The organism is Streptomyces sp. NPDC042364 (assembly GCF_056437585.1).
The window spans coordinates 280,719-303,393 of the sequence record NZ_JBWKAJ010000005.1 but is presented as its reverse complement, the minus strand read 5'-3'; the positions used below and the strand labels follow the sequence as shown (position 1 = coordinate 303,393).

At 73.4% G+C, this 22,675-nt stretch carries 18 protein-coding genes; 9 read left to right on the top strand and 9 right to left on the bottom strand.

Going from position 1 to position 22,675, the window contains the following annotated elements; translation table 11 throughout:
- Nucleotides 1-43: 43 nt before the first annotated feature.
- Complete coding sequence (locus tag AC067N_RS13130; protein ID WP_478678967.1) at nucleotides 44-2,737, bottom strand: helicase-associated domain-containing protein; 2,694 nt, start codon at nucleotides 2,735-2,737, stop codon at nucleotides 44-46.
- Between the two features lie 263 nt (nucleotides 2,738-3,000).
- Between AC067N_RS13130 and AC067N_RS13125 the strand changes: the two genes are divergently transcribed.
- Both AC067N_RS13125 and AC067N_RS13120 read left to right on the top strand, forming a co-directional pair.
- Nucleotides 3,001-4,059, top strand: a complete 1,059-nt coding sequence (locus AC067N_RS13125) for a hypothetical protein (protein WP_478678966.1) — start codon at nucleotides 3,001-3,003, stop codon at nucleotides 4,057-4,059.
- Between the two features lie 120 nt (nucleotides 4,060-4,179).
- On the top strand, nucleotides 4,180-4,800 hold the full coding sequence (locus AC067N_RS13120) for an HAD family hydrolase (protein ID WP_478678965.1): 621 nt from the start codon (nucleotides 4,180-4,182) through the stop codon (nucleotides 4,798-4,800).
- A gap of 31 nt (nucleotides 4,801-4,831) precedes the next feature.
- On the opposite strand, the gene AC067N_RS13115 is transcribed toward AC067N_RS13120, so the two are convergent.
- A complete protein-coding gene (locus tag AC067N_RS13115) occupies nucleotides 4,832-5,083 on the bottom strand; it encodes a hypothetical protein (protein WP_478678964.1) in 252 nt (83 codons plus the stop codon).
- A gap of 183 nt (nucleotides 5,084-5,266) precedes the next feature.
- Between AC067N_RS13115 and AC067N_RS13110 the strand changes: the two genes are divergently transcribed.
- Nucleotides 5,267-5,650: a cold-shock protein gene (locus tag AC067N_RS13110; protein ID WP_478678963.1), complete on the top strand. Its 384-nt coding sequence runs from the start codon at nucleotides 5,267-5,269 to the stop codon at nucleotides 5,648-5,650.
- Nucleotides 5,651-5,674: 24 nt separating this feature from the next.
- On the opposite strand, the gene AC067N_RS13105 is transcribed toward AC067N_RS13110, so the two are convergent.
- The 4 genes from AC067N_RS13105 to AC067N_RS13090 all read right to left on the bottom strand — a co-directional run bounded on the left by AC067N_RS13105 (nucleotide 5,675) and on the right by AC067N_RS13090 (nucleotide 9,279).
- Nucleotides 5,675-6,586: a 1,4-dihydroxy-6-naphthoate synthase gene (locus AC067N_RS13105; protein WP_478678962.1), complete on the bottom strand. Its 912-nt coding sequence runs from the start codon at nucleotides 6,584-6,586 to the stop codon at nucleotides 5,675-5,677.
- Nucleotides 6,558-7,310, bottom strand: a complete 753-nt coding sequence (locus AC067N_RS13100) for a futalosine hydrolase (protein WP_478678961.1) — start codon at nucleotides 7,308-7,310, stop codon at nucleotides 6,558-6,560. The genes AC067N_RS13105 and AC067N_RS13100 overlap by 29 nt, the downstream gene beginning before the upstream one ends.
- 16 nt (nucleotides 7,311-7,326) lie before the next feature.
- Entirely contained in the window at nucleotides 7,327-7,794 is a 468-nt protein-coding gene (locus AC067N_RS13095; RefSeq protein ID WP_478678960.1) for a hypothetical protein, read from the bottom strand.
- Between the two features lie 93 nt (nucleotides 7,795-7,887).
- Nucleotides 7,888-9,279: an MFS transporter gene (locus AC067N_RS13090; protein ID WP_478678959.1), complete on the bottom strand. Its 1,392-nt coding sequence runs from the start codon at nucleotides 9,277-9,279 to the stop codon at nucleotides 7,888-7,890.
- Between the two features lie 577 nt (nucleotides 9,280-9,856).
- Here AC067N_RS13090 and AC067N_RS13085 point away from each other — a divergent pair.
- The 3 genes from AC067N_RS13085 (at nucleotide 9,857) to AC067N_RS13075 (ending at nucleotide 15,198) form a co-directional block, all read left to right on the top strand.
- On the top strand, nucleotides 9,857-10,780 hold the full coding sequence (locus AC067N_RS13085) for a DUF3027 domain-containing protein (RefSeq protein ID WP_478678958.1): 924 nt from the start codon (nucleotides 9,857-9,859) through the stop codon (nucleotides 10,778-10,780).
- Between the two features lie 220 nt (nucleotides 10,781-11,000).
- Nucleotides 11,001-14,126 carry a sacsin N-terminal ATP-binding-like domain-containing protein gene (locus AC067N_RS13080; RefSeq protein ID WP_478678957.1) on the top strand — a complete coding sequence of 1,042 codons (3,126 nt, stop codon included), beginning with the start codon at nucleotides 11,001-11,003 and terminating at the stop codon, nucleotides 14,124-14,126.
- 271 nt (nucleotides 14,127-14,397) lie between these two features.
- Nucleotides 14,398-15,198 (top strand): DUF5707 domain-containing protein, encoded by an 801-nt coding sequence (locus AC067N_RS13075; RefSeq protein ID WP_478678956.1) that lies wholly within the window; start codon nucleotides 14,398-14,400, stop codon nucleotides 15,196-15,198.
- A 131-nt stretch (nucleotides 15,199-15,329) separates the two neighbouring features.
- On the opposite strand, the gene AC067N_RS13070 is transcribed toward AC067N_RS13075, so the two are convergent.
- Both AC067N_RS13070 and AC067N_RS13065 read right to left on the bottom strand, forming a co-directional pair.
- The gene (locus AC067N_RS13070) at nucleotides 15,330-17,729 is read right to left on the bottom strand and encodes an HAD-IC family P-type ATPase (protein WP_478678955.1); all 2,400 of its coding nucleotides are present in this window, start codon (nucleotides 17,727-17,729) and stop codon (nucleotides 15,330-15,332) included.
- 118 nt (nucleotides 17,730-17,847) lie between these two features.
- Complete coding sequence (locus AC067N_RS13065) at nucleotides 17,848-18,192, bottom strand: DUF2530 domain-containing protein (RefSeq protein WP_478678954.1); 345 nt, start codon at nucleotides 18,190-18,192, stop codon at nucleotides 17,848-17,850.
- A 188-nt stretch (nucleotides 18,193-18,380) separates the two neighbouring features.
- Between AC067N_RS13065 and AC067N_RS13060 the strand changes: the two genes are divergently transcribed.
- The gene (locus AC067N_RS13060) at nucleotides 18,381-19,787 is read left to right on the top strand and encodes an NCS2 family permease (RefSeq protein WP_478678953.1); all 1,407 of its coding nucleotides are present in this window, start codon (nucleotides 18,381-18,383) and stop codon (nucleotides 19,785-19,787) included.
- On the opposite strand, the gene AC067N_RS13055 is transcribed toward AC067N_RS13060, so the two are convergent.
- The gene (locus AC067N_RS13055) at nucleotides 19,780-19,962 is read right to left on the bottom strand and encodes a ribbon-helix-helix protein, CopG family (RefSeq protein WP_468078644.1); all 183 of its coding nucleotides are present in this window, start codon (nucleotides 19,960-19,962) and stop codon (nucleotides 19,780-19,782) included. The two genes, AC067N_RS13060 and AC067N_RS13055, sit on opposite strands and share 8 nt — an antisense overlap.
- Before the next feature lie 227 nt (nucleotides 19,963-20,189).
- Here AC067N_RS13055 and AC067N_RS13050 point away from each other — a divergent pair, with 227 nt between their 5' ends.
- Complete coding sequence (locus tag AC067N_RS13050) at nucleotides 20,190-20,627, top strand: MarR family winged helix-turn-helix transcriptional regulator (protein WP_478678952.1); 438 nt, start codon at nucleotides 20,190-20,192, stop codon at nucleotides 20,625-20,627.
- Between the two features lie 622 nt (nucleotides 20,628-21,249).
- On the top strand, nucleotides 21,250-22,647 hold the full coding sequence (locus tag AC067N_RS13045) for an MFS transporter (RefSeq protein WP_478679130.1): 1,398 nt from the start codon (nucleotides 21,250-21,252) through the stop codon (nucleotides 22,645-22,647).
- The last annotated feature ends 28 nt before the right edge of the window (nucleotides 22,648-22,675 follow it).

The window sequence follows — 22,675 nt, the reverse complement described above, 5'->3', positions numbered from 1 at the left end:
AGCGGCTTGATCGCGGGACCGGACCCGAGGGTGCGGCTCGGGGTCAGGCGTCGTCGTCCGCCAGTTCCGCGACACCCGTGATGCGGTGCAGGGGGAACGTCCTGACCTCGTCCGCCGTGTGGTCGTACGCCGTCACGAAGCCGCCCTCGACCCGCACCGGGGCGATGACCCGCTGGCTGGCGGAGCCCTCGGCGTTGACGTAGCCGATCCACAGGGCCTCGCCGGTCAGGACGGCCGCCTGCATGGTGGCGAGGGTCTCGGCGGAGCCGGTACGCGGCAGCGCGCCGGACGGGACCGGGGCACCGCCCGTCCGCCGGGGCGCCGTCGAGGCCAGATCACCGGCGCGGATGGCGCGGATCGCGGCGGCCAGCAGCGTGTCGTCGGGGGCCGGCGGGCCGTCCGGGACGGGCTCCGGAGCCGTACGGGGCGGGGTGCGGTGGGCGAGGGCCCGGGTGATCAGGACGTCGCCCTCCGCCGACTCGGCGGCCGGCGCGTAGCCCATCGCCCGCAGCCCCTCCAGCAGCGCCGCCGGGTCCGCCTGCGCGGCGAGCACCGTCGGCGCGAGACGGCGCAGCCCGAGCCCCTGCGACCGCTTGTCGGCGAGGATCTCGCTGAGCATCGCGTCGTCGTCGCACCGCACATACGCCGACGCCGCGCCGATCCGCAGATGCCCGTGGCGCCGGGCCACGTCGTCGATCAGATACGCCAACGGCTGCGGGACCGGTGTACGCGAGTGGGCCGTCAGGAAGTCATGCAGGTCGGAGGCGGTCTGACCGGCGTCCAGCGCCCGGCGCACCGACCCGGGCGTGAACCGGTAGACCGTCGCGCCACCCTTCGACTCCACGTCCGCGACCACGCCCAGCATGTCGGCGAGCGGACGCCGCAACGGGCCCGGTGCCACCGCCGTCAGATCCGCCTGGAGCAGTACGTGGTCGAGCGGCTCGGGCAGCAGCGGCGCGAGGAGCTCGGCCGCACGGGCGGCCGTCGCGGCCTGTTCGAGGACCGGCTCGGGGGCGGGGAACGGGGCCGCCGGGAGGGGGACGTGGTGGGCGGGGAGCTTGTCGCCGGGGGTCTCCGGCAGGTCGGCGGTGGCGTGGGCCTCCGGGGACAGGCCGAGCAGGGCCCGCCCGTGGGAGGACAGCGCCCCCCGCCCGGTGACACCGAGTGACTCGGCCTCGGAGAGCGTCCAGCGCGCGAGCCGGGCCCGCAGATCGTCGGGCTGCGCGGCCTGCCGGGCCCGCTGCGCCGACGCGGCCTGCTCGCCCCTGCCCTGCGGCGGCTGAGCTGCCTGCTGGGGCTGGCCGGCTCTGGTGGGGCGTTCCCAGTGGAGGCGGGCCAGAACGGAGTCGGAGGTGGCCGAGGTGCCCTCGGGGAGCCCGGCGAGCAGGGTGAGCACCCGGTGCCGCACCTCGGGCGCGGCCGAGCGGTCCAGGCCGGGGCCCAGCACCGACAACGTGCGCTCCTTGGCGTCCCGCTCGCCGACCACACCCGGCGTACGGGTCGCCGTCAGCCAGGCCGACGCGAGCCGCGCCCAGCGCTCCGCCGGGGGCAGCTCCAGCCACTCGTCGTACGCGGGGGTGGCGGCGTACCGTTCGTCGGCCTCGCCGTCCGAGGCCAGCAGCCCCGCGGCGTAGGCCAGTTCCACCCAGAAGGCGGCGACCGGCTCGGGAACGTCGAGGGCGACCGCCGTCCGCTTCAGGTCCCGGACGCTGAGGCCGCCGGCCCGCAGCACCGCCGGGCCGCCCTCGTCCCAGTCCTTCAGCAGCTCCTCGACGGTCGCGAGCGCGGTGTACGCCTGCCCGGCCGCCGTCGCGTCCACAACCTGTGGACGGTGGGCGCTCGCCGCCTCGACGGCCGGCGGAACCGGCTCGACCCGCCGGTGCGCCCGCCCCGCCCGCAGATGCAGGGCGACCTCACGGGGGATGACGACCGTGCCGGGGGCGGTGGGCAGCAGCAGACCGCGGTCGAGGAGCCAGCGCAGGTGGGGCGCCGGGTTGGCGGTGACCTGGCCGTACGGCGGCCCCCACATCAGCCGCGTCAGGACGTCGAGGGCCTCGGCGGGCGCGGTGCCGAGGAGGGCGGCCATCCGGCGCCGGTCGGTGAACAGGCCGGTGAGGGAGGCGACGGCGGACACCGAGTCGTGGGTGCCGGGCAGCCCCACCGCCGTGACGATCTCCTGGACCCGGCCCGGCGACATACCCGCCGTCGCCTCGGCGACGGTCGGCCCGAGACCGGTGGGGGAGGGGTGCTGCGGCGACGGCGCGAGCAGCTCACGGGCCGTGCGGACGAGGCGCAGCCGGGTGTCGGGGCCCCACACCAGGGCCTGCTCGCGCAGGGTGCGGACCGCGCGGGGGAGGGCGGCGGTGACGGCCGGGTCGGCCTCGTCGCCCGCCATGAGCCCGAGCAGTTCGTCGTACGGGGCCGGGTCCGCGGCCACCGCCAGGGCCTGGGCGGTCTGGAGGGCGAACCGGTCCAGGCGTTCCAGGGCGCGGACCACCGAGGCACGGGTACCGGCGCGGGTCGCCAGCTGCGTCAGGTCCGTCGGCACGGGGGTGATCAGGTCCGGGCGGGCCCGGAGCAGCGCGGCGAGCGACCGGTCGTCCCGGCCGCGGAGCGCTTCCGCGAGCGAGCGGGGGGCTCCGCCGGGTTCGGCTCGGCGGGCTTCGGCTTGGCCGGGGGCCGGGTCAGCTCCGCCGGGGGAGGCCGGCTGTGCGGGGCTGTGCTCCTCGGTGCTCATCCGGTCAACGGTAGCGGAGGGGGGTGTCGGATCGGGGTGTGGTGGGGCGGGGGGCCGCACGGTTGGGGGCGGTTGCCGACTGGGGCGGGGGTGCGCGGGCGGGTGCGGGTGGTTCGTGGTTTCTCGCGCGGTTCCCCGTGCCGATGGGAAACACGGCCGCGCCCCTGCCTTTCCCCGGGGCGGCGGCTCGGCCTCGGGTGCGGGACCGACTCGTTCGGAAGCGATACCGTCGGGCGAGCACGCGTCAACCCCGGAGGGGCATCGTGGGGATTGAGAGCGACAAGGTCGTCTACGAGTACCTGAGCCGGGTCGGTGATCTGGCCCAGCAGCGGCAGTTGCCGTCCGCGACCCGTATGCGCCTGGTGGCGGAGCTGCGGGACGAGATCGACCGGCGCCGGGCGAAGGCGCCGGTGGACAGCCCGGCCGCCGTCCGCCGCATCATCGCCCGCCTCGGCACCCCCGACGAGATCGTCACCGCGGCGGGTGGCCCCGGCGACGTGCCGGACGAGCGGGCCGCCGTACCCGTGCAGCGGGCGACCGGCGATGACCGCGCCGTGGCGGAGCGCGGCGAGCGGGCCAAGGGGCTCGCCGGCGGCTTCCGCAAGATCGTGCCCCGGCCCCGTCCCGCCGAACCGGCGCCCAGGGCGTCCCTGGAGGGCGCCGCCCCACCACATCTCGCCCCGCTGAACGAACTGGGCGGCGGCGACGGGCAGCCCGACTGGTGGCGGGTCGGCGGCGGTGGCCCCGGCGGCGCCGACATCGGTTTCGGGATCGGGGACGCGGTGCCGGGGTTCGTCGGCGGCGTGGAGATCCCCGAACTGCTGAAGCCGCCGCCCCCGAAGGACGACGGGAAGGCGGCGGCCACCCCGGCGGTGGACAAGGGGGCGGAGGCCGGTGGTGCGGGCGCGGAGACGGCCACCGGGGACGCCCCGGCGGGCCGCCGCCGGCCCCGGCTGCCCCGGCTGCGACCGGCCGGGGGCGGATGGAGCAATCCGCTACTGCTGCTGGCCGCCGCGCTGCTGGTCGCGGGAGCGGTCATGGGGAGCCTCGTGCCCCTGGGTCTCGGCTGGCTGATCGCCTACCTGTCGCGGAGGTTGACGCCCGCGGAGTCCAAGTGGGCGGTCCTGGGCCTGCCGGGAGTGGCGGCAGCCGGGGGCATCGTGTGGCTGTGGGGGCGCAGCGACGGGCGGTGGGGGGACCCGATCGCCCGCGGCGAGATGAACATCGCCCTCGCGGAGACGTGGCCGTGGGTACTGCGCGTCGCGGCCGTCTCCTCCGCCCTGTATCTGCTCTGGCGCTCCCAACGGCCCCGCGGCGCCTAGAGTCTGTTGCGGCACTAGGGGCCACGGTGGTCCGGCGGCGTGACGCATGCGGCTCCGCCGTGTGGGCGCGAGAACCCACGAACCACCCGCCCCCGCCACCGAACCCGGCCCACCCCCACAATGGGCGACATGGCTTCCCTGACCGTCGGCTTCGACCTGGACATGACGCTGATCGACTCGCGGCCCGGTATCCACGCCTGCTACGAGGCGCTCGCGGCGCGGACCGGGACGTACATCGACGCGGATCTGGCGATCACCCGCCTGGGCCCCCCGCTCGTGGAGGAACTGGCGCACTGGTTCCCCGCGGAGGACGTCCCGGCGGTGGCGACGCTCTACCGGGAGATGTACGCGGCGACAGGCATCGCCGCGGCGCCCGCGATGCCGGGCGCCCGCGAGGCGATCGCGGCGGTCCGGGCGGCCGGCGGGCGGGCCGTCGTGGTCACCGCGAAGTACGAGCCGAACGCCAGGCTGCACATCGAGCACCTCGGCATGGAACCGGACGCGGTCATCGGCGACCTGTGGGCGGAGGCCAAGGCGGGGGCGCTGCGCGAGCACGGCGCGAGCGTGTACGTCGGCGACCACGTCGGAGACGTTCGCGGCGCGCGCACCGCCCAGGCGTACTCCGTCGCCGTGGCCACCGGCCCGTGCGACGAGCGGGAACTGCGCGAGGCGGGCGCGGACGTCGTCCTCCCGGACCTCACGGCCTTCCCCGAGTGGCTGGCGACCCACACGCTCCGGTGACCGCCGCCTTCGACCGGGCCCGCTCGGCGTCCTACTGACGCGCTGCCCGCGCCCTCCGGCGGCCCGCCGCGACCGACTGGAGCACTCCCGCGCCGGCGATGAGGAAGCCGACGCCCATGAGCATGCTCAAACCGAACATGTAGGTGGGAAACGGGTCCGTGCCGAGGAACAGCGGGGCGACGGTGACCAGTGTGGCCACGGCGCCGACGAAGAACACGATGACGCCGGCACGGATCAGCCGGTCACCGGGTTCTGCGGAATTCGGTTGGGTTTTGTCACGCACCGGACCAGGGTAGTTCCCAGCGCGAGGGAACAGTCGGGCGACGTCTTGTCACCCGCCCCCGGACCACTAGCCTTGGTACCGGCGGGTCCCGACGGCCCGCTGCAGTGCTATCCAGAGCAGTTTCCGCACACCGACAACACCTTTCAGACGCAGTTTCCGACGAGTACGAGGACGAGGACAGACGTGCCTACCGGCAAAGTCAAATGGTTCAACAGTGAGAAGGGCTTCGGCTTTCTCTCCCGTGACGACGGCGGTGACGTCTTCGTCCACTCCTCCGTACTGCCGACCGGTGTGGACAGCCTGAAGCCGGGCCAGCGCGTCGAGTTCGGAGTCGTCGCCGGTCAGCGCGGCGACCAGGCGCTCTCCGTGACGATCCTGGAGCCGGCCCCCTCGGTCGCCGCCGCCCAGCGCAAGAAGCCGGACGAACTGGCCTCGATCGTGCAGGACCTGACGACCCTCCTGGAGAACATCACGCCGATGCTGGAGCGGGGCCGCTACCCCGACCGCGCGGCCGGCAACAAGATCGCCGGCCTGCTGCGGGCGGTGGCCGACCAGTTGGACGTGTAGAGCCTGTCGCCGCCCGCGGGGCGGCTACGGGAAGTCGAGTGCGTGCGGGCCGAGGGGCGGTACCAGTCCCTCGGCCGCCGCGCGTGTGAGCAGCCCGCGGATCGCCGCGTAGCCGTCCTCGCCCAGTTCCGCGGTGAACTCGTTGACGTACAGGCCGATGTGCTGGTCGGCGACGGCGGGGTCCATCTCCTGGGCGTGTTCGAGGACATACGGGCGGGACGCCTCGGGGTCGTCCCAGGCGGCGCGGACGGACGCCCGGATCGTGTCCGCGAGCCCGCGCAGCGTCTCCTCGCCCAACGAGCGCTTCGCGATGATCGCGCCGAGGGGGATGGGCAGGCCCGTCGTCGACTCCCAGTGCTCGCCCATGTCGGCGAGCTTGTGCAGACCGTAGCCGCGGTAGGTGAAGCGGGCCTCGTGGATCACGAGTCCGGCGTCGACCTTCCCGTCCCGCACCGCCGGCATGATCTCGTGGAACGGCATGACGACGATCTCGCCGACCCCGCCGGGCAGCGTGTCCGCCGCCCAGAGGCGGAACAGGAGATACGCCGTCGACCGCTCGCTCGGCACGGCCACCGTACGGCCGGTCAGTCCCCCACCGCCGAAAGCGTGGGAGGTGCCCCCAGTGCCCGGCTCCCGCGTCAGCACCAGTGGACCGCAGCCCCGGCCCAGCGCGCCGCCGCACGGCAGGAGGGCGTAGTCGTCGAGGACGTACGGCAGGACCGCGTACGACACCTTCAGTACGTCCGGGCCGTCGCCTCGCTCGGCCATGCCGTTGGTGATGTCGATGTCCGCGAACGTCACGTCCACCGGTGGGGCGCCGGCGATCCGGCCGTGGGCCCAGGCGTCGAAGACGAAGGTGTCGTTGGGGCAGGGGGAGTAGGCGATCCGCACGGGGTCGGCCGCCCGCTCAGTGCCCGTGTCGCTCGTACCGTTCATGTGGCTCATCCGGCTCATGTGGGTTCCAACTCTCCAGTACGGGCGTCAGCTTCCCGAAGGCCTCGGCGAGGGCGGTCAGCGCGTCGCCGATGCGCCAGGCCGCGCGGTCGCGGGGGCCGACGGGGTTGGAGACGGCGCGCAGTTCCAGAACGGGGGCCGCGTGCACGGCGGCCGCCTCGGCGACCCCGAAGCCCTCCATCGCCTCCGCCAGCGCGTCCGGGTGCCGGGTGCGCAGGTCGGCGGCGCGCTCCGCGCTGCCGGTGACCGTGGAGACGGTGAGCACGGTGCCGGTACGCGCCCCGGTCGCCGCGGCGACCGCGTGCACCAGCGCCCTCGGGGGGAGATGGGTGACCGTCCCGAACCCGAGGTCGGTGACCGGGACGAAGCCGGTGGGGGTCTCGGCGCCCAGGTCGGCCGCGGTGATCGCCTCGGCCAGCACCAGGGAGCCGGGCGGGGCCTCCGGCTGGAACCCGCCCGCGATCCCGGCCGACACCACCAGGTCGTACGGTGCCCCGCCGAGGACCCCGGCGGTCAGCGCCGTAGCGGTGGAAGCCGCGGCGAGCGCGGGCCCCACGCCGACGGCGAGGAGGTCGAGGACGGCACCCGCGCCGGCGTGGCGGTGCAGGACCCCCGCCGGGAGAGGGACCGCGGTGAACGGGCCGGGGAACGCGCGCGCCACCGCGTCCCGCTCTGCGGGGACCGCGGTGGCTACGAGGATGCGCATGGGCGGCGTACGCGGATCAGGCGTCCGGGTTCTCGAACTTGAAGTTCCAGACGCCCTTGTACTCCGTGGCGCCCTTCTTCTGCTCCACGACGCTGATCGTCAGCGACTTCTGGGCGGTCTGGCCGGGCTGGGTGGCGAAGAGAGAGGCGTCCTGGAAGGCCCAGTACGTCTCCTTGAAGGTGTCGGTGGCGGGCTCGCCGTTGATCCACAGGGCCCAGCCGGTCTCCGCGACCTCCGGGTCGACACCGATGCGCAGGGTCTCGCCCAGGGGCACCTCGATCGACTTCGAGGGCTTCTCCTTGGCGCACTTCGTGGCCTGCTCGGCAGTGAGGGTCTCGTAGCACTCGGCCTCGGTGCTCACCGAGTCGGTGCCGAACGTGACGGTCGCCATCGGCGTCGGCTTCTCGCAGGCCGACAGCACGAGGAGTCCGGCGGAAACAGCGCCGAGAGTGGCTGCGGCGCGACGGGAACGCTGGGAGGTCATGGGCGAAGGCTATCTGGCATGTCCAGGGGTGCCCCTACGTGGGGTACGGCGTGCCGGGCCGGGCGGCGTCTCCGGGCTCCCGTTCCGCCCCGGTCAGGCCACCTCGGCCCGGGGGGCGCCGCCGCGCCGGGCGGAGGAGAGGAGGCCGCGGACGGTGGTGAGCCAGCCGAGCGCGACGATCCCGGCGGCCACGGCCATGCCGAGCGTGCCGACGAGGGGCAGCGCGATACCGACCCCGCCGCCCACCACCCACGCCATCTGCAGCACCGTCTCGGAGCGGGCGAAGGCGGAGGCCCGGACGGCCTCGGGGACGTCCCGCTGGATCAGGGCGTCCAGGGCCAGCTTCGACAGGGCCTGCGACAGACCGGCGAACGCGGCGAGGCAGGCGATGAAGAACGCGCTGAAGAACACGACCGCCAGCACGGCGACGGCCAGTTCCACGGCCACCACGGTCACGATGATCAGCTCGGGCGCCCGCGACTTCAGCCAGGCCCCCACGGCGGTGCCGAGCGCGTTCCCCGCACCCGCCGCGACGGCCACCATGCCGAGGGAGACGGCCGCGCTCTGTCCGGGGAGCGGGTGCACCCGCAGCAGGAACGCCAGGAAGAAGATCAGGAAGCCGGAGAGGCAGCGCAGCGACGCGTTGGCCGCGAGGGCGTGGGTGACGGCGGGGCCGACCGTCCGCAGGTTCGGCCGCTTCAGCGTCTTCGCGCGGTGCGGGCCGTGCAGATGGTCCGGGTCGGCGGCGAGCAGTGCGATGCCCTCGCCCTTCGCGGAGTCGACCTTGTGCGGCAGCGTGAAGGACAGGAACGTCCCCGCGAGGAAGATCACGCACGCGCCGTACAGCGGGAAGCGCGGGCCGAGGGCCTGGAGGCCGGCCCCGATCGGCGCGGCGACACCGGTGGCGAGCAGACCGCTGAGCGTGACCCGCGAGTTCGCCTTGACCAGGGAGAACGTGGGAGGGAGGAGACGGGGGACGACCGCGCTTCTGACCACCCCGTACGCCTTCGACGCGACGAGGACGCCGAGCGCGGCGGGGTAGAGCTCGATGCCGCCGGTCTCCACGGCGCCGACCAGGACGAGCGCGAGGAACGCCCGCGCCAGCATCGCGCCGGCCATCGCGGCGCGGCGGCCGTGCGGGAGGCGGTCGAGGAGGGGGCCGACCACGGGGGCGAGGAGGGCGAAGGGGGCGAGGGTGATGGCGAGGTAGAGGGCGACCCGGCCGCGGGCCTCGTCGGTGGGGACGGAGAAGAAGACGGTGGAGGCGAGCGAGACGGTGATCATCACGTCGCCGGCGCCGTTCACCCCGTGCAGTTCGATGAGTTTGCCGAGGCCGGACTCGCCGGCGCCCTGGGCGTGGGTGGCCTTGCGGATGCCGCGCGCCGGGGCGGTCACCGGGCGGTGCAGGGCGCGGGTCAGTGAGCGGACGGCTCCGGTCAGTCGACCCGAACCGCCGCGGGCTCCGCTCCGCTCGGCGCCGGTCACCTCGTCATAGTGCCCCGAGAAGGGGGGCGGTAGTGCGGTTACCGCTCGTATGGCGGTGAACGGGGTGGGGGCGGGGGTGAGTGCGCCCAGTGCCTCGGGGGGTGCGGGGGGTGTTGGCGGGTGCGGGTTCGTCGGGGTTTCTCGCGCAGTTCCCCGCGCCCCTGAAGGCGTCCGGGTCCGCGCCGCGTGCTTTTCGACGGCGACACCCGGTGGAGGGCGGGCCGCAGGCCCGTTCCCTTCAGGGGCGCGACCAGCCCCCACCAGCCCGCACGTGCCCGGTTCACGCCAGCCCCGATCCCTCTGATCCAACCCCCGGAACCCGCCCCGGCCCGAGCCGAGTGCGGCGGAACCGTAACGTCGGTGTGGGCGCCGGGCGCTGGAGAAGGTAGCGTGCATAGCGCGCCCGCGGCGGTTGTTCTCGGCCGCGCGCCTGAAGTTCATCCCGCAGAATGGATGACATAGGTGCGCCCGAGTGCGATCGGGCGCGGACGTCGACGCGGCCCTCCGGTCCGCTCCGTCCGCACCCCCTGCCGAGGGAGGCGCACTCGTGAGACGGCGTAGGAGAGAAGCGATACCTGTGAGCGCAGCGACAACGCGAAGCCGCACCCCCGACCGCTTGTGCGCCGAGGCCGTCGACCTCGCCCGCGCCGCCGCCGAGGAGGCGGCCGCGCCCGGCGTGGTGGGGGAGCACGCGGGGCTCGTTTCCGAGGGCGACCGTGTTGTCACGCACTTTTTCGAGTGCAAGGAGATGGGCTACCGCGGCTGGCGCTGGGCCGTCACCGTCGCCCGTGCCTCCCGCGCGAAGATCGTCACACTGGACGAGGTCGTACTGCTGCCCGGCCCCGACGCGCTGCTCGCGCCGGAGTGGGTGCCGTGGAGCGAGCGGCTCCGGCCCGGCGACATGGGCCCCGGCGATCTGCTGCCCACCGACGCGGAGGACCTGCGGCTGGAGCCCGGGTACTCCGGCGAGGACGAGCCGCTGCCGAACTCCCCGGTCTCCGAGGACATGGCCGAGCTGGTGGAGGCGGAGGACGCGGAGGTCGCGGGCGGTGTCCCGGCGAACCTGCCGATCGCGCCGAGCCGGGGCTCCATCGCGGCCGTCGCCGAGGAACTGGGCCTGCGGCGGGCCCGGGTGCTGTCCCGCTACGGGCTGCACACGGCCGCGGACCGCTGGGAGGAGGGGTTCGGGGCGAAGACCGCGATGGCCCAGGCCGCGCCCGCGTCCTGTGTCAGCTGCGGGTTCCTCGTGCCGATCGGGGGGTCGCTCGGCCAGGCCTTCGGGGTGTGCGCGAACGAGTTCGCGCCGGCGGACGGGCGGGTCGTGTCGCTGACGTACGGGTGCGGGGGGCACTCCGAGGCGGCGGTCATGCCGAAGCCGCCGCGGCCGGCTCCGCCGCGGCTCGACGAGACGAGGGTGGACCCCTTCCCGCTGCGGCCGTCGCCCGACTCCGGTTCGGTACCGGTGGATGCGGACGCCGAGGCGGATCTGGGTCACTCGTGACCTTGGCTGCGGTGTGAGGGGCGCCCGGTAGCTCGGGGGTGCGGGTTCGTCGGCGGGTGCGGGTGGTGTGTGGTTTCTCGCGCGGTTCCCCGCGCCCCTGAAGGAACGGCCCCCACGCACCTGCACACGCCGAACCCACACGCGCCCCCCACCCTCCGAGGCGCCCGGCGTCCCCCGCACGCGGTACGTTCGTGCTCACCGGCGACATGGAAGGTGAACCGTGAGCAAGTTCGTGCGGCCGGCGGCCGAGGGCGCGGATCCGTTCGGGACGGCGCGGCTGCGGCGTGGCGTGCTGGACGCGTGGGCGACCAGCCCGGCGAGATTCCGTGAGGACGCCAACGCCGAGGAGGACCTCGCCCTCGGCGGGTACCGGGACCGGCTCGTCGTCGAGCTGGCGCAGAACGCCGCCGACGCGGCGGCCAGGGCGAAGGTACCGGGACGGCTGCGGCTCACCCTCCGGGACAACGTCCTCGTCGCCGCCAACACCGGCGCCCCCCTCGACGCGGCCGGCGTCGAGTCGCTGTCCACGCTGCGCGCGTCCGCGAAGCGGGAGGGCCACGACCGGGCGGTCGGCCGGTTCGGCGTCGGGTTCGCCGCCGTCCTCGCCGTCACCGACGAGCCCGCCGTCGTCGGCCGGCACGGCGGTATCCGCTGGTCGCTGGCCGAGGCCCGGCTGCTCGCCGCCGAGACCGCCCGGCACAGCCCCGGGCTCGGCGACGAGATCCGCCGCCGGGAAGGGCACGTACCGCTGCTGCGGCTGCCGTTCGCGGCCGAGGGGTCCGCGCCGGAGACGTACGACACCGTCGTCATCCTGCCGCTGCGCGACGCCGCCGCCGGAGATCTCGCCGAGCGGCTGCTGCACGCCGTCGACGACGCCCTCCTCCTCGCCCTGCCCGGCCTGGAGGAGGTCGTCATCGAGAACGGTGACGCCCCGGCGCGCACCGTGCGGCGGCGCGAGGAGGGGGCGTACGTCGTCATCGAGGACTCGCGGGACGGTGTCACGCGCTGGCGCACGGTCGCCGAGCACGGCGGGATCGAGGCCGCGCTGCTCGCCGACCGGCCCGTGGAGGAGCGGCTGCGGCCCCACTGGTCCGTGACGTGGGCGGTGCCGACCGGGCCCGACGGGGCGCCGGTCCGGCCCCGTACCAGCCCCGTGGTGCACGCGCCGACGCCCAGCGACGAGGCGCTCGGCGTCCCCGCGCTGCTGATCGCGTCGTTCCCGCTGGACACGACCCGGCGGCACGCCGCGCCCGGGCCGCTCACCGATTTCCTCGTCCAGCGCGCGGCCGACGCGTACACCGGGCTTCTCGCCGCCTGGCAGCCGGTGACCGAGCAGGTCATCGACCTCGTGCCCGGCCCGCTCGGCAAGGGCGAGCTGGACGGGGCGCTGCGCCAGGCGATCCTGGAGCGGCTGCCGCGCACCGCGTTCCTGCCGCGCGCGCTGCCGCCCGCGGAGGACGACGACCTGCCCGAGGCGCTCCGGCCGCGGGACGCGGAGGTCGTCGAGGGCGCCGGCGCGGAGACCGTACGGGTCCTCGCCGAGGTCCTGCCCAGTCTGCTGCCCGCCGGGCTCGAACGGCGCGCGGAGCTGCGCACGCTGGGCGTCGCGCGCCTGCCGCTCGGCGACACGATCGACCGGCTCGCGGGCCTGGAGAAGGCGCCCGACTGGTGGCGGCGGCTCTACGACAGCCTCGCGGGCGTCGACCCGGACCGGCTCTCGGGTCTTCCGGTGCCGCTCGCGGACGGCCGTACGACGATCGGCCCGCGCCAGGTGCTGCTGCCCACCCCCGACGGTGTGCGGACGGCCCCGGAGACCCTCGCCCGGCTCGGCCTGAAGGTCGCCCATCCGGATGCCGCGCACCCGCTCCTGGAGAAGCTGGGTGCCCTGCCCGCGACCCCGCGCGCCGTGCTCACGACCCCGCAGGTGCGGGCCGCCGTGGCCGCCTCGCTGGACGACGAGGGCCTGGCGTGGGACGACGAGGACGGCCGCCCGGACGCCGACGAACTCGCGGAGCTGGTCCTGACCCTCGTCCGCGACGCGGCCCTCGACCCCGGCGACGAGCCCTGGCTGGGCGCCCTCGCCCTCCCCGACGAGGACGGCGAGCTGTCACCCGCAGGTGAACTCGTCCTCCCGGGCAGCCCGTTCGCGCGGGTCATGCGCGAGGACGAACTGGCCTTCGTGGATGCCGAGCTGGCCGAACGCTGGGGGGAGCAGCCGCTGGCCGCGTGCGGGGTCCTCGCCGACTTCGCCCTCGTCCGCGCCACCGACGTCGTCCTCGACCCCGACGAACTGGAGCCGCGCGACGGCGACTTCGCCGAGCCGGACGACGCCGGGCTGCTGGACGCCGTCGACGTGTGGTGCGAGGACATCCTCGACCGGTTCCCGGACAGCCCCGTCCCGCCGGTCGCCACCGAGATCGTCGCCGTACGCGACCTGGACCTCGTCGACGAGGACCGCTGGCCAGAGGCGCTCGCCCTGCTGGCTCGGCCCCCGCTGCGGGACGCCCTGGTGCAGCCGGTGCGGATCCTGCTGCCCGACGGCACGCACGAGGTCGTACGCCCGTACACGGCCTGGTGGCTGCGCGGCCATCCCGTCCTCGACGGCCGCCGCCCCGCCGGTCTCCTCGCGTCGGGTGGCGACCCGCTGCTCCGGGGCCTGTACGACGAGGCCGACGCCACCGGCTTCGACGACGAGCAGGTCCTGCGGGCGCTGGGCGTGCGCACGTCGGTCGCCGCGCTGCTCGACGAGCCGGGCGGCGCCGCCGAACTGCTGGACCGGCTGGCGGATCCCGAGCGGCAGGTGACGGCGGCGCAGCTTCACGGCCTGTACGGCGCCTTGGCCGACCTGGACCCCGAACAGGTCACCCTGCCGGACGAGTTGCGGGCCGTGGTGGACGGCGAGGTGACGGTCGTGGACGCCGCCGACGCGGTCGTGGTCGACTCGCCCGACCTGCTGCCGTTCACCTCCGGTGTGCCCCTGCTGCCCGTACGGCCGTCCCGGGCGGCCGAGTTGGCCGAACTGTTCCAGGTGCGGCGGCTGAGCGAGTCGGTGACGGGCGAGGTGGACTCGGAGGGTGCGGAGCACGACGTGCCGGAGCCGGTGCGGGTGCTGCTGGGGCCGGCCACGCCCGCGACCTATGTCGAGCACGAGGAACTCGTGCTCGACGGGGTCGAGTTGGACTGGCGCCGGGCGGGGGACGGTGTCCTGCACGCCGCGACCCTGGAGGGCGTGGCGGCGGGCCTGGCGTGGGCGGCGGGTCAGTGGCCGCGCCGCTTCGAGGTCGCGGCGCTGCTGGAAGACCCGTCCAGGACGGAGGAGTTGGCCCGGGACCGCTGGTTCGACTGACCGGGCCGCGTCAGTCGCCCACGGGCTGCCTGCTGTCACCCCGTGGGGCCCCTGTGGCTACGGGTGCGGATGTGACGTGCGCAACATCTCCGAAACTCGTTCGCATCTCGTACAACCATTCGCCACACTCGTGGATCTGATCACACGAGCCGACCGGCTTCTCCCGAGCTCCGGGGGTCCCCTGACCCTCCGGAGCCACCCGAAGTCCACGCGCTCGCAGACCAACAACCGGATCTCGCGCGACATCGACCTGCCGCGAGGTCCCTTCCACGTGGGGAATACATTGCACAAGCGTGCCACCCTGGGTGTCATCACCGGCGCCCTGGCCCTGACCGCCTTCGTCGCCCCGGCGGCCCAGGCCGCCCCGACCGCCGGCGACACGAAGATCTCCAACGTCGTCGTCAACGGCGGCAAGGCCGTGGTCGTCGGCTCCGGCAAGAAGACCGTCCCGGTCACCTTCACCGCCACGGACGACTCGGGCATCAACCTCAAGCAGGTCACCGTCGTCCTGTACCACGGGGCGACGCTCGACTCCGCCGACAGCGGCGCCGTGGCCAACGGCAACGACGACAGCCTGGCTACCTGCACCAAGGTCAACGCCACGACGGCGAGCTGCAAGGCGAACTTCACCGTCGAGACCCAGAAGAACCTGATCAACTCCGTGGCCGGCACCTGGAAGGTCTGGGCGCTCGCCGTCGCGAAGGACTCCGACTTCGCCAAGGCGGACCCCGCCAAGACCTTCAAGATCCAGCGTCAGACGAAGCTCCAGGGTGCGAACGCCTCCCCCGAGCCGGTCAAGAAGGGCGCGACGATCACGGTCACCAGCAAGCTGACCCGCGCCAACTGGAACGCCGAGACCTTCCCGGGCTACGGCGGCCAGTCGGTGAAGCTCCAGTTCAAGAAGCAGGGCGCGTCCGCGTACACGGATGTCAAGACCGTCAAGACGTCCTCCACGGGTGCGCTCAAGACCACGGTCAAGGCGACTGCCGACGGCGCGTACCGCTTCGTGTTCGCGGGCAGCTCCGGCACCGCGGCCGCGACGTCCGCCGCCGACGCGATCGACGTGAAGTAAGACACGTGAAGCAAGAACGGTCACCGCTGCACCATCAGCGGTGAAAGGCCCCTGGAACGGAGCCCCCGGACGGCCGGCGAACCGCCGGCCGCGGGAAGGCACCGTTCCGGGGGCCTCGTTTCTGCCACCCCCTACGCGGGGAAGCGGCGGTCCACCCACCTCCACAGGAACTCCAGGGCCGCCGCCGCGCCCGCCGCGATCGCGACCGCCGTCCACGGCATCGTCGTCCCCACCAGGCGCAGCGCGAAGAAGTCCTGGAGCCAGGGGACGACGAGGACCAGGAGGAAGGCGCCGCCCATCGCCGCCACCAGGCCCAGGCGCCACCAGGTGTACGGACGGGCGATGATCGCCAGGACCCACAGGGAGATCAGGAAGAGGGTCAGCGTCGCCGCGCTGGTCTCCGCCTCCAGCGCCTGCTCGCCGGCGTAGTAGTGGCGGGCGATCAGATACGTGGCGAAGGTGGCCAGCGCCGCCAGGACGCCGCCGGGGATCGCGTACCGCATGACGCGGCGGACGAAGTGCGGTTTCGCCCGCTCCCTGTTGGGGGCCAGGGCCAGGAAGAACGCCGGGACGCCGATCGTCAGGGTGGACAGCAGGGTGAGGTGGCGGGGCAGGAAGGGGTACTCCACCTGCCAGCACACCACCAGGACGGCCAGGAGCACCGAGTAGACCGTCTTCACCAGGAAGAGGGTCGCGACCCGGGTGATGTTGCCGATCACCCGGCGGCCCTCCGCCACCACGGACGGCAGCGTCGCGAAGCTGTTGTTCAGCAGCACGATCTGGGCCACCGCCCGCGTCGCCTCCGAGCCCGACCCCATCGAGACCCCGATGTCGGCGTCCTTGAGGGCGAGGACGTCGTTCACCCCGTCGCCGGTCATCGCGACCGTGTGGCCGCGGGACTGGAGGGCGCCCACCATGTCCCGTTTCTGCTGCGGGGTGACCCGGCCGAAGACGGTGCCCCCGTCCAGGGCCTCGCCCATCTCCTCCCGCTCGGCGGGCAGGCGGCGCGCGTCGACCACCTCTCCGGTCAGGCCCAGTTTCCCGGCCACCGCGCCGACCGAGACCGCGTTGTCACCGGAGATGACCTTCGCCCGGACGTTCTGCTCGTCGAAGTAGCGCAGGGTGTCGGCGGCGTCGGGGCGCAGCCGCTGTTCGAGGACGACGAGGGCCGTGGGGCGGGCGCCCCGCGCCACCTCCGGGTCGTCGAGCTCGCGGGTCACCCGGGCCAGCAGCAGGACCCGCAGCCCCTGCTCGTTCAGCCGTTCGGTCTCGGTGAGCGCCGGGTCGTCGTCGGGGAGGAGGACGTCGGGCGCGCCGAGCAGCCAGGTGCTGGACCGGCCGTCGCCCTCGCTGAAGCACGCGCCGCTGTACTTGCGGGCGGAGGAAAAGGGCAACGCCTCGGTGCAGCGCCAGCCGTCGCTGCCGGGGTAGGCGTCGATGACGGCCTGGAGGGACGCGTTCGGGCGGGGATCGGACTCGCCGAGCGCGCCGAGCACCGTGCGGACGTACGCCTCGTCGCTGCCGCTCAGCGGGCGCAGCTCGGTGACGTCCATGCCGCCCTCGGTGAGCGTGCCCGTCTTGTCCAGACACACGGTGTCGACGCGGGCGAGGCCCTCGATGGCCGGCAGTTCCTGGACCAGGCACTGCTTGCGGCCGAGGCGGATCACCCCGATCGCGAAGGCGACGGACGTGAGGAGGACCAGTCCCTCGGGGACCATCGGGACGATGCCGCCGACCGTGCGGGCGACGGAGTCCTTGAAGTCGTTCTCCTTCACGATCAGCTGGCTGATGATCAGTCCGATCGCGGTCGGGACCATCATCCACGTCACGTACTTGAGGATCGTGGAGATACCGGAGCGCAGCTCCGAGTGGACCAGGGTGAAGCGGCTCGCCTCCTCCGCCAGCTGCGCCGCGTACGCCTCCCGGCCCACCTTGGTCGCGGTGAACGCTCCGCCGCCCGCGACCACGAAGCTGCCCGACATCACCTGGTCACCGGGGTGTTTGACGACCGCGTCGGCCTCGCCGGTGAGCAGCGACTCGTCGATCTCCAGGCCGTCCGTCTCGACGCACTCGCCGTCCACGACGATCTTGTCGCCGGGGCCGATCTCGATCAGGTCCCCGAGGACGATCTCCGAGGTGCCGACCACCGCCGCCACCCCGTCCCGGCGCACCGTCGGCTTCGCCTCGCCGATCACCGCGAGCGAGTCCAGGGTCTTCTTCGCCCGCCACTCCTGGACGATGCCGATGCCCGTGTTGGCCAGGATCACGAAGCCGAACAGGCCGTCCTGGATCGGCGCGACGAACAGCATGATCAGCCAGAGCACGCCGATGATCGCGTTGAACCGGGTGAAGACGTTCGCGCGGACGATGTCCACCAGGGAGCGGCTGCTCCGCACGGGGACGTCGTTCACCTCGCCGCGGGCCACTCGCTCGGCGACCTCGGCGGCGGTCAGACCGCCGGCCCGCCCCCTGACCGGGACGGGGGTGGGGTGCACAGGATCGAGGTCGGTGCCCGCGTCGATGTGCGTCATGCCTTCGACGGTACGTGCGGACTTGGGAGTTCACCCGCCGAGTGCGTCAAAGTCCGACCAGGGGAGGGGGCGGGGTGGGAGAGGTGGAGGGGGGCGAGTCACGGGTGCCCCGCGGGGCTCAGGGAGTCTCCGACTCCACGGGCTTGACGGGCTCCACGGGCGTCTCCTCGGCGCGAGCCCCGGCGGCGGCCTCCTCCGCCGCGTCGGCCTCGGCCTTGCGGGCCGCGTCCCGCTTGATCGCCGTGTCCCTCTTCCTGACGTACCAGATGCCGATCAGGCCGAGCCCGGCTCCGGCCAGGCAGGTCCACACCCACCAGGTGTGGCCGTGGTCCTCGTACCACCCGTAGAACGGGACCTGGACGACGAAGAGGACGAACCACAGGATCGTGCCGCCGATGATGGTCGGCACCACGGGGCCCTCCAGGGGCTCCGGCGCCTCGTGCTTGGGGGTCCACTTCGCCATGGGCACAGCTTACGAGCACACCCGGGGTGGCCCTTCCGGGCCTCGGGGAACCGCGGCGCCCCAAGGGTCTACGCGCGGAGATGGAGTTTGCCGCATCATATGTTCATACTGAAACGGTTTCTGGTTGACCACTTCTGTTCGTAGAAAACTCCAACAGCCGGGGGGACCTGTTGGGGATGAGGTTCCGCATGTCCCCGCAGGGCACCCTCGACCGCTACTTCAGGATCTCGGAGCGCGGCAGCACGCTGTCGCGGGAGATCCGCGGCGGTTTCGCCACGTTCTTCGCGATGGCCTACATCATCGTGCTGAACCCGATCATCCTGAGCAGCGCGAAGGACATGTACGGGCATCAGCTGGACTACGGCCAGCTGGTCACCGCGACCGCGATCACCGCCGCGTTCACCACCCTCCTCATGGGTGTCGTCGGCAATGTCCCGATCGCGCTGGCCGCGGGCCTCGGCGTGAACACGGTCGTCGCGCTCCAGCTCGCGCCGCGCATGTCGTGGCCGGACGCGATGGGCATGGTCGTCCTCGCCGGCTTCGTGGTGATGCTGCTGGTGGCGACCGGGCTGCGGGAACGGGTCATGAACGCCGTGCCGCTCGGTCTGCGCAAGGGCATCTCCATCGGTATCGGCCTGTTCATCATGCTGATCGGGCTCGTGGACTCCGGCTTCGTCACCCGTATCCCGGATGTCGCCAAGACCACCGTGCCGCTGCAGCTGGGCGCGACCGGGCACCTCGACGGCTGGCCCGTCCTCGTCTTCGTGCTCGGCGCGCTGCTCACCCTGGCGCTGATCGTGCGCAGGGTGCCGGGCGCGATCCTGATCTCGATCGTCGCCATGACCCTGCTCGCCGTGGTCATCGAGGCGATCGCCAAGCTGCCCGCCGGCTCCTGGGGGCTCACCACCCCCAAGTGGCCCGGTAACCCCGTCGCCGGCCCGGACTTCGGGCTGCTCGGCGAGGTCAGCCTGTTCGGCGGCTTCGGCAAGGTCGGCCTGCTGACCGGCATCCTCTTCGTCTTCACCGTGCTGCTGTCGTGCTTCTTCGACGCCATGGGCACGATCATGGGCGTAGGCGACGAGGCCAAGCTGACCGACGCCGACGGTCAGATGCCCGGCATCAACAAGGTCCTCTTCGTCGACGGCATCGCGGTCGCCGCCGGCGGCGCCGGCTCCTCCTCGGCCACGACCTGCTTCGTGGAGTCCACGGCCGGCGTGGGCGAGGGCGCGCGCACCGGTTTCGCGAACGTGGTCACCGGCGGCCTCTTCGGGCTCGCGCTGTTCCTGACGCCGGTCGCCACGATGGTGCCGTCCCAGGCGGCGACCCCCGCGCTGCTCGCGGTCGGCTTCCTGATCCTCGCCAACTCGGTCCGGGAGATCGACTGGGCCGACTACACCATCGCGGTCCCGGCCTTCGTGACGATGGTGATGATGCCGTTCACCTACTCGATCACCAACGGCATCGGCATGGGCTTCATCACCTTCGTCGTGCTGCGGCTCGCCGTCGGCCGCGGACGGGACGTCCCGGTCCCGATGTACGCGGTGGCGGCGGTCTTCGGCTTCTACTACCTGATGCCGGCGCTGGGGCTCACGTGACGCCGTAGAACTTCTCGGTCTCCTCGACGGCGGTCCGGAACCGCTGGTCGAAGTCGTCCCGCATGAGCGTCCCGATGACATAGTCCTGGACGCTCATTCCCCTTTTCGCCGCGTGGTCCCTTAGCCGGTCGAGCAGCTCCCGGTCTATCCGCAGGCTGAGCACAGTGGTCCCCATGGGTACGAGGGTCGGGCGCGGTCCGGGGTGCCGTGTGGCGTTCTGCGTATTAGTCACTCGTATGAGTGAGGTGGGTGGCCGGAGTGGGGTGGGGTGTGCTGGGGGCCGGGTCCGGGGCTCGTGTCCCGGCCGGCCGGGAGCGGGCGCCCGGTGAGTGGTCGGGCTCACGGCGGCGGTCGTGGAGTTCCGGTGGTCTTTAGCTAGGGTAATGAGTTAAGCTAAAGAACATGTCTGACCTGACCCATGGCGACGACGAGGCCGCCGTGAACGCGCTGCGGTCCGCCGTGATGCGCCTGTCCCGCCGGCTGAAGCACCAGCGGGTCGACGAGTCGCTGAGTCCGACCGAGATGTCGGTGCTCGGGACGCTCGCCCGCTGCGGCACCGCCACCCCCGGTGAACTGGCCCGCAAGGAGCATGTGCAGCCGCCGTCGATGACCCGCATCGTCGCGCTGCTGGAGAGCAAGGGGCTGGTGAAGCTGGAGCCGCACCCCGAGGACCGGCGCCAGAAGGTGGTCACCCAGACCGAGCGGGCCGAGGCGATGCTCGAGGAGAGCCGCCGCAAGCGCAACGCGTTCCTCGCGACCCTCGTGGAGGGGCTCGACGAGGACGAGTGGGAGACGCTCCGCGCGGCCGCGCCGGTGCTGGAGAAGCTCGCGCATCTCTGAGCCGGCGGACGGCCGCCGGGCCGGTCGGGGACCGGCCCGCCGAGCGCCGACGGGCGGCCCCCGGGGCCGTCCGCCGCGTCGGCCGACCGCCCCACGCCGGTGGGACCACCGCACTCCGCTGGGACCACCGCACTCCGCTGGGACCTCCGAGCTCCGGTGAGACCACCGCACGCCGGTGTGACCACCGGTGCGCCCCCGCCGGTCAGCCCGTACGCCGCCGTCGGCCCGGCATGGGAGGACCCGGAATCCAGCAGACAGAACAGGAGCAGTGAGGCTCACGCAACCGCAGGACGTCCACGTGTTCAGCGCAAGGAGGCGAACCCCTTTGAGTACGGGAACCGGAGCAGCTTCCGCCCCCGCACCGACGACCGCCCACGAGTCCCCGCCGGCCCACGGCGCCCCCGAGGCCCCGCCGGATACCACCGGCTCCCGGTCCCTCGACGCCACCACGGCCCCGGCCCCCCTCGTGCTCCCCGGCTCGCCGACGACCCCCCGGCCCCGGCCCCGGCCCACGGCCGTATCCGCCCAGGCGGCACCCGCGCCCCTGGCCACACCCCCGGGCGCCTCCGAGAATCCGGCCCCGGCCCCGGCCGTCGCCGCCGCTGCCGCCCCGGAGCCCGTGGTGACCCCCGATCCTTCGGCCGTCGCCGCACCTTCCCCGGCGAGTGCTCCGGATTCCCCGTCCGCCCCCGGCCCGGCGGACCTCGCCCCCGAACCCCCCGCCCCCCGTGAGCGCGTGTCCATGTTCCGGTCCCTGCGGGTGCGGAACTACCGGCTCTTCTTCATCGGCCAGGTGGTGTCGAACATCGGCACCTGGATGCAGCGGATCGCGCAGGACTGGCTGGTGCTGAGCCTGACCGGGTCGTCGACCGCGGTGGGGGTGACGATGGCGTTGCAGTTCCTGCCGATGCTGCTGTTCGGGCTCTACGGCGGGGTCCTCGTCGACCGGTTCCCGAAGCGGCGGCTGCTGTTCGTGACCCAGACGGCGATGGCGGTGACGGGGCTCGCGCTCGCCGCGCTGACGCTTTCCGACCAGGTCGAGGTGTGGCACGTGTACGTGGCCGCCTTCGCGGTCGGCATGGCCACCGTCGTCGACAACCCGGCCCGGCAGTCGTTCGTGTCCGAGATGGTCGGCCCCGACCAGCTGCAGAACGCGGTCAGCCTCAACTCCGCGAACTTCCAGTCGGCCCGGCTGGTCGGCCCCGCCGTCGCGGGCGTCCTGATCACCACCGTCGGCACCGGCTGGGCGTTCCTCTACAACGGTCTCTCCTTCATCGCCCCCATCACCGGCCTGCTGCTGATGCGGTCCCGCGAGCTGCACCCGGCCCGGCGCGCGCCCCGCAAGAAGGGCCAGCTCCGTGAGGGCCTGCGCTATGTCGCCGGGCGCCCGGAACTGCTGTGGCCGATCGTGCTGGTCGGCTTCATCGGGACCTTCGGCTTCAACTTCCCGGTGTGGCTTTCGGCGTACGCGGACGACGTGTTCCACACCGGTGCCGGCTCGTACAGCCTCTTCAACACGCTCATGGCGGTCGGCTCCCTCGCGGGCGCCCTCCTCGCGGCCCGGCGCGGCACGGCCCGGCTGCGGGTGCTGGTCGCGGGCGCCCTCGCCTTCGGCCTCCTGGAGATCGTGGCCGCGCTGGCACCGACGTACTGGATCTTCGCGCTGTTCATGGTCCCGCTGGGGATGTTCGGCCTCACGGTGAACGTCACCGCCAACACGGCCATCCAGATGGCCACCGACCCCGTCATGCGGGGCCGGGTCATGGCCCTCTACATGATGGTCTTCCTCGGCGGCACACCGCTGGGCGCGCCGATCGCCGGCTGGGTCACCGACGCGTACGGCCCCCGGATCGGCTTCGTCGCCGGCGGTGTCGTCTCCACGGCCGCCGCCGTCACGGTGGGCCTGGTGCTCGTCAGGTCCGGCGGGATGCGGCTGTCGGTGGGCTGGCGGGGCGGGCAGCCGAGGGTGCGGTTCGTGCCGAAGCGGCCGACGGCGCAGGAGCGGCTGGTCGAGAGGTAGGGGCCCCGGAGCGCTCGCCAGGTGATCC

Excerpts from the sequence above, each read along its gene's own strand:
- AC067N_RS13130 (WP_478678967.1), bottom strand. The coding sequence starts at position 2,737 with ATGAGCACCGAGGAGCACAGCCCCGCACAGCCGGCCTCCCCCGGCGGA.
- AC067N_RS13120 (WP_478678965.1), top strand. The coding sequence starts at position 4,180 with ATGGGCGACATGGCTTCCCTGACCGTCGGCTTCGACCTGGACATGACG.
- AC067N_RS13105 (WP_478678962.1), bottom strand. The coding sequence starts at position 6,586 with ATGAACGGTACGAGCGACACGGGCACTGAGCGGGCGGCCGACCCCGTG.
- AC067N_RS13100 (WP_478678961.1), bottom strand. The coding sequence starts at position 7,310 with ATGCGCATCCTCGTAGCCACCGCGGTCCCCGCAGAGCGGGACGCGGTG.
- AC067N_RS13095 (WP_478678960.1), bottom strand. The coding sequence starts at position 7,794 with ATGACCTCCCAGCGTTCCCGTCGCGCCGCAGCCACTCTCGGCGCTGTT.
- AC067N_RS13070 (WP_478678955.1), bottom strand. The coding sequence starts at position 17,729 with ATGACGCACATCGACGCGGGCACCGACCTCGATCCTGTGCACCCCACC.
- AC067N_RS13065 (WP_478678954.1), bottom strand. The coding sequence starts at position 18,192 with ATGGCGAAGTGGACCCCCAAGCACGAGGCGCCGGAGCCCCTGGAGGGC.
- AC067N_RS13060 (WP_478678953.1), top strand. The coding sequence starts at position 18,381 with ATGTCCCCGCAGGGCACCCTCGACCGCTACTTCAGGATCTCGGAGCGC.
- AC067N_RS13055 (WP_468078644.1), bottom strand. The coding sequence starts at position 19,962 with ATGGGGACCACTGTGCTCAGCCTGCGGATAGACCGGGAGCTGCTCGAC.
- AC067N_RS13050 (WP_478678952.1), top strand. The coding sequence starts at position 20,190 with ATGTCTGACCTGACCCATGGCGACGACGAGGCCGCCGTGAACGCGCTG.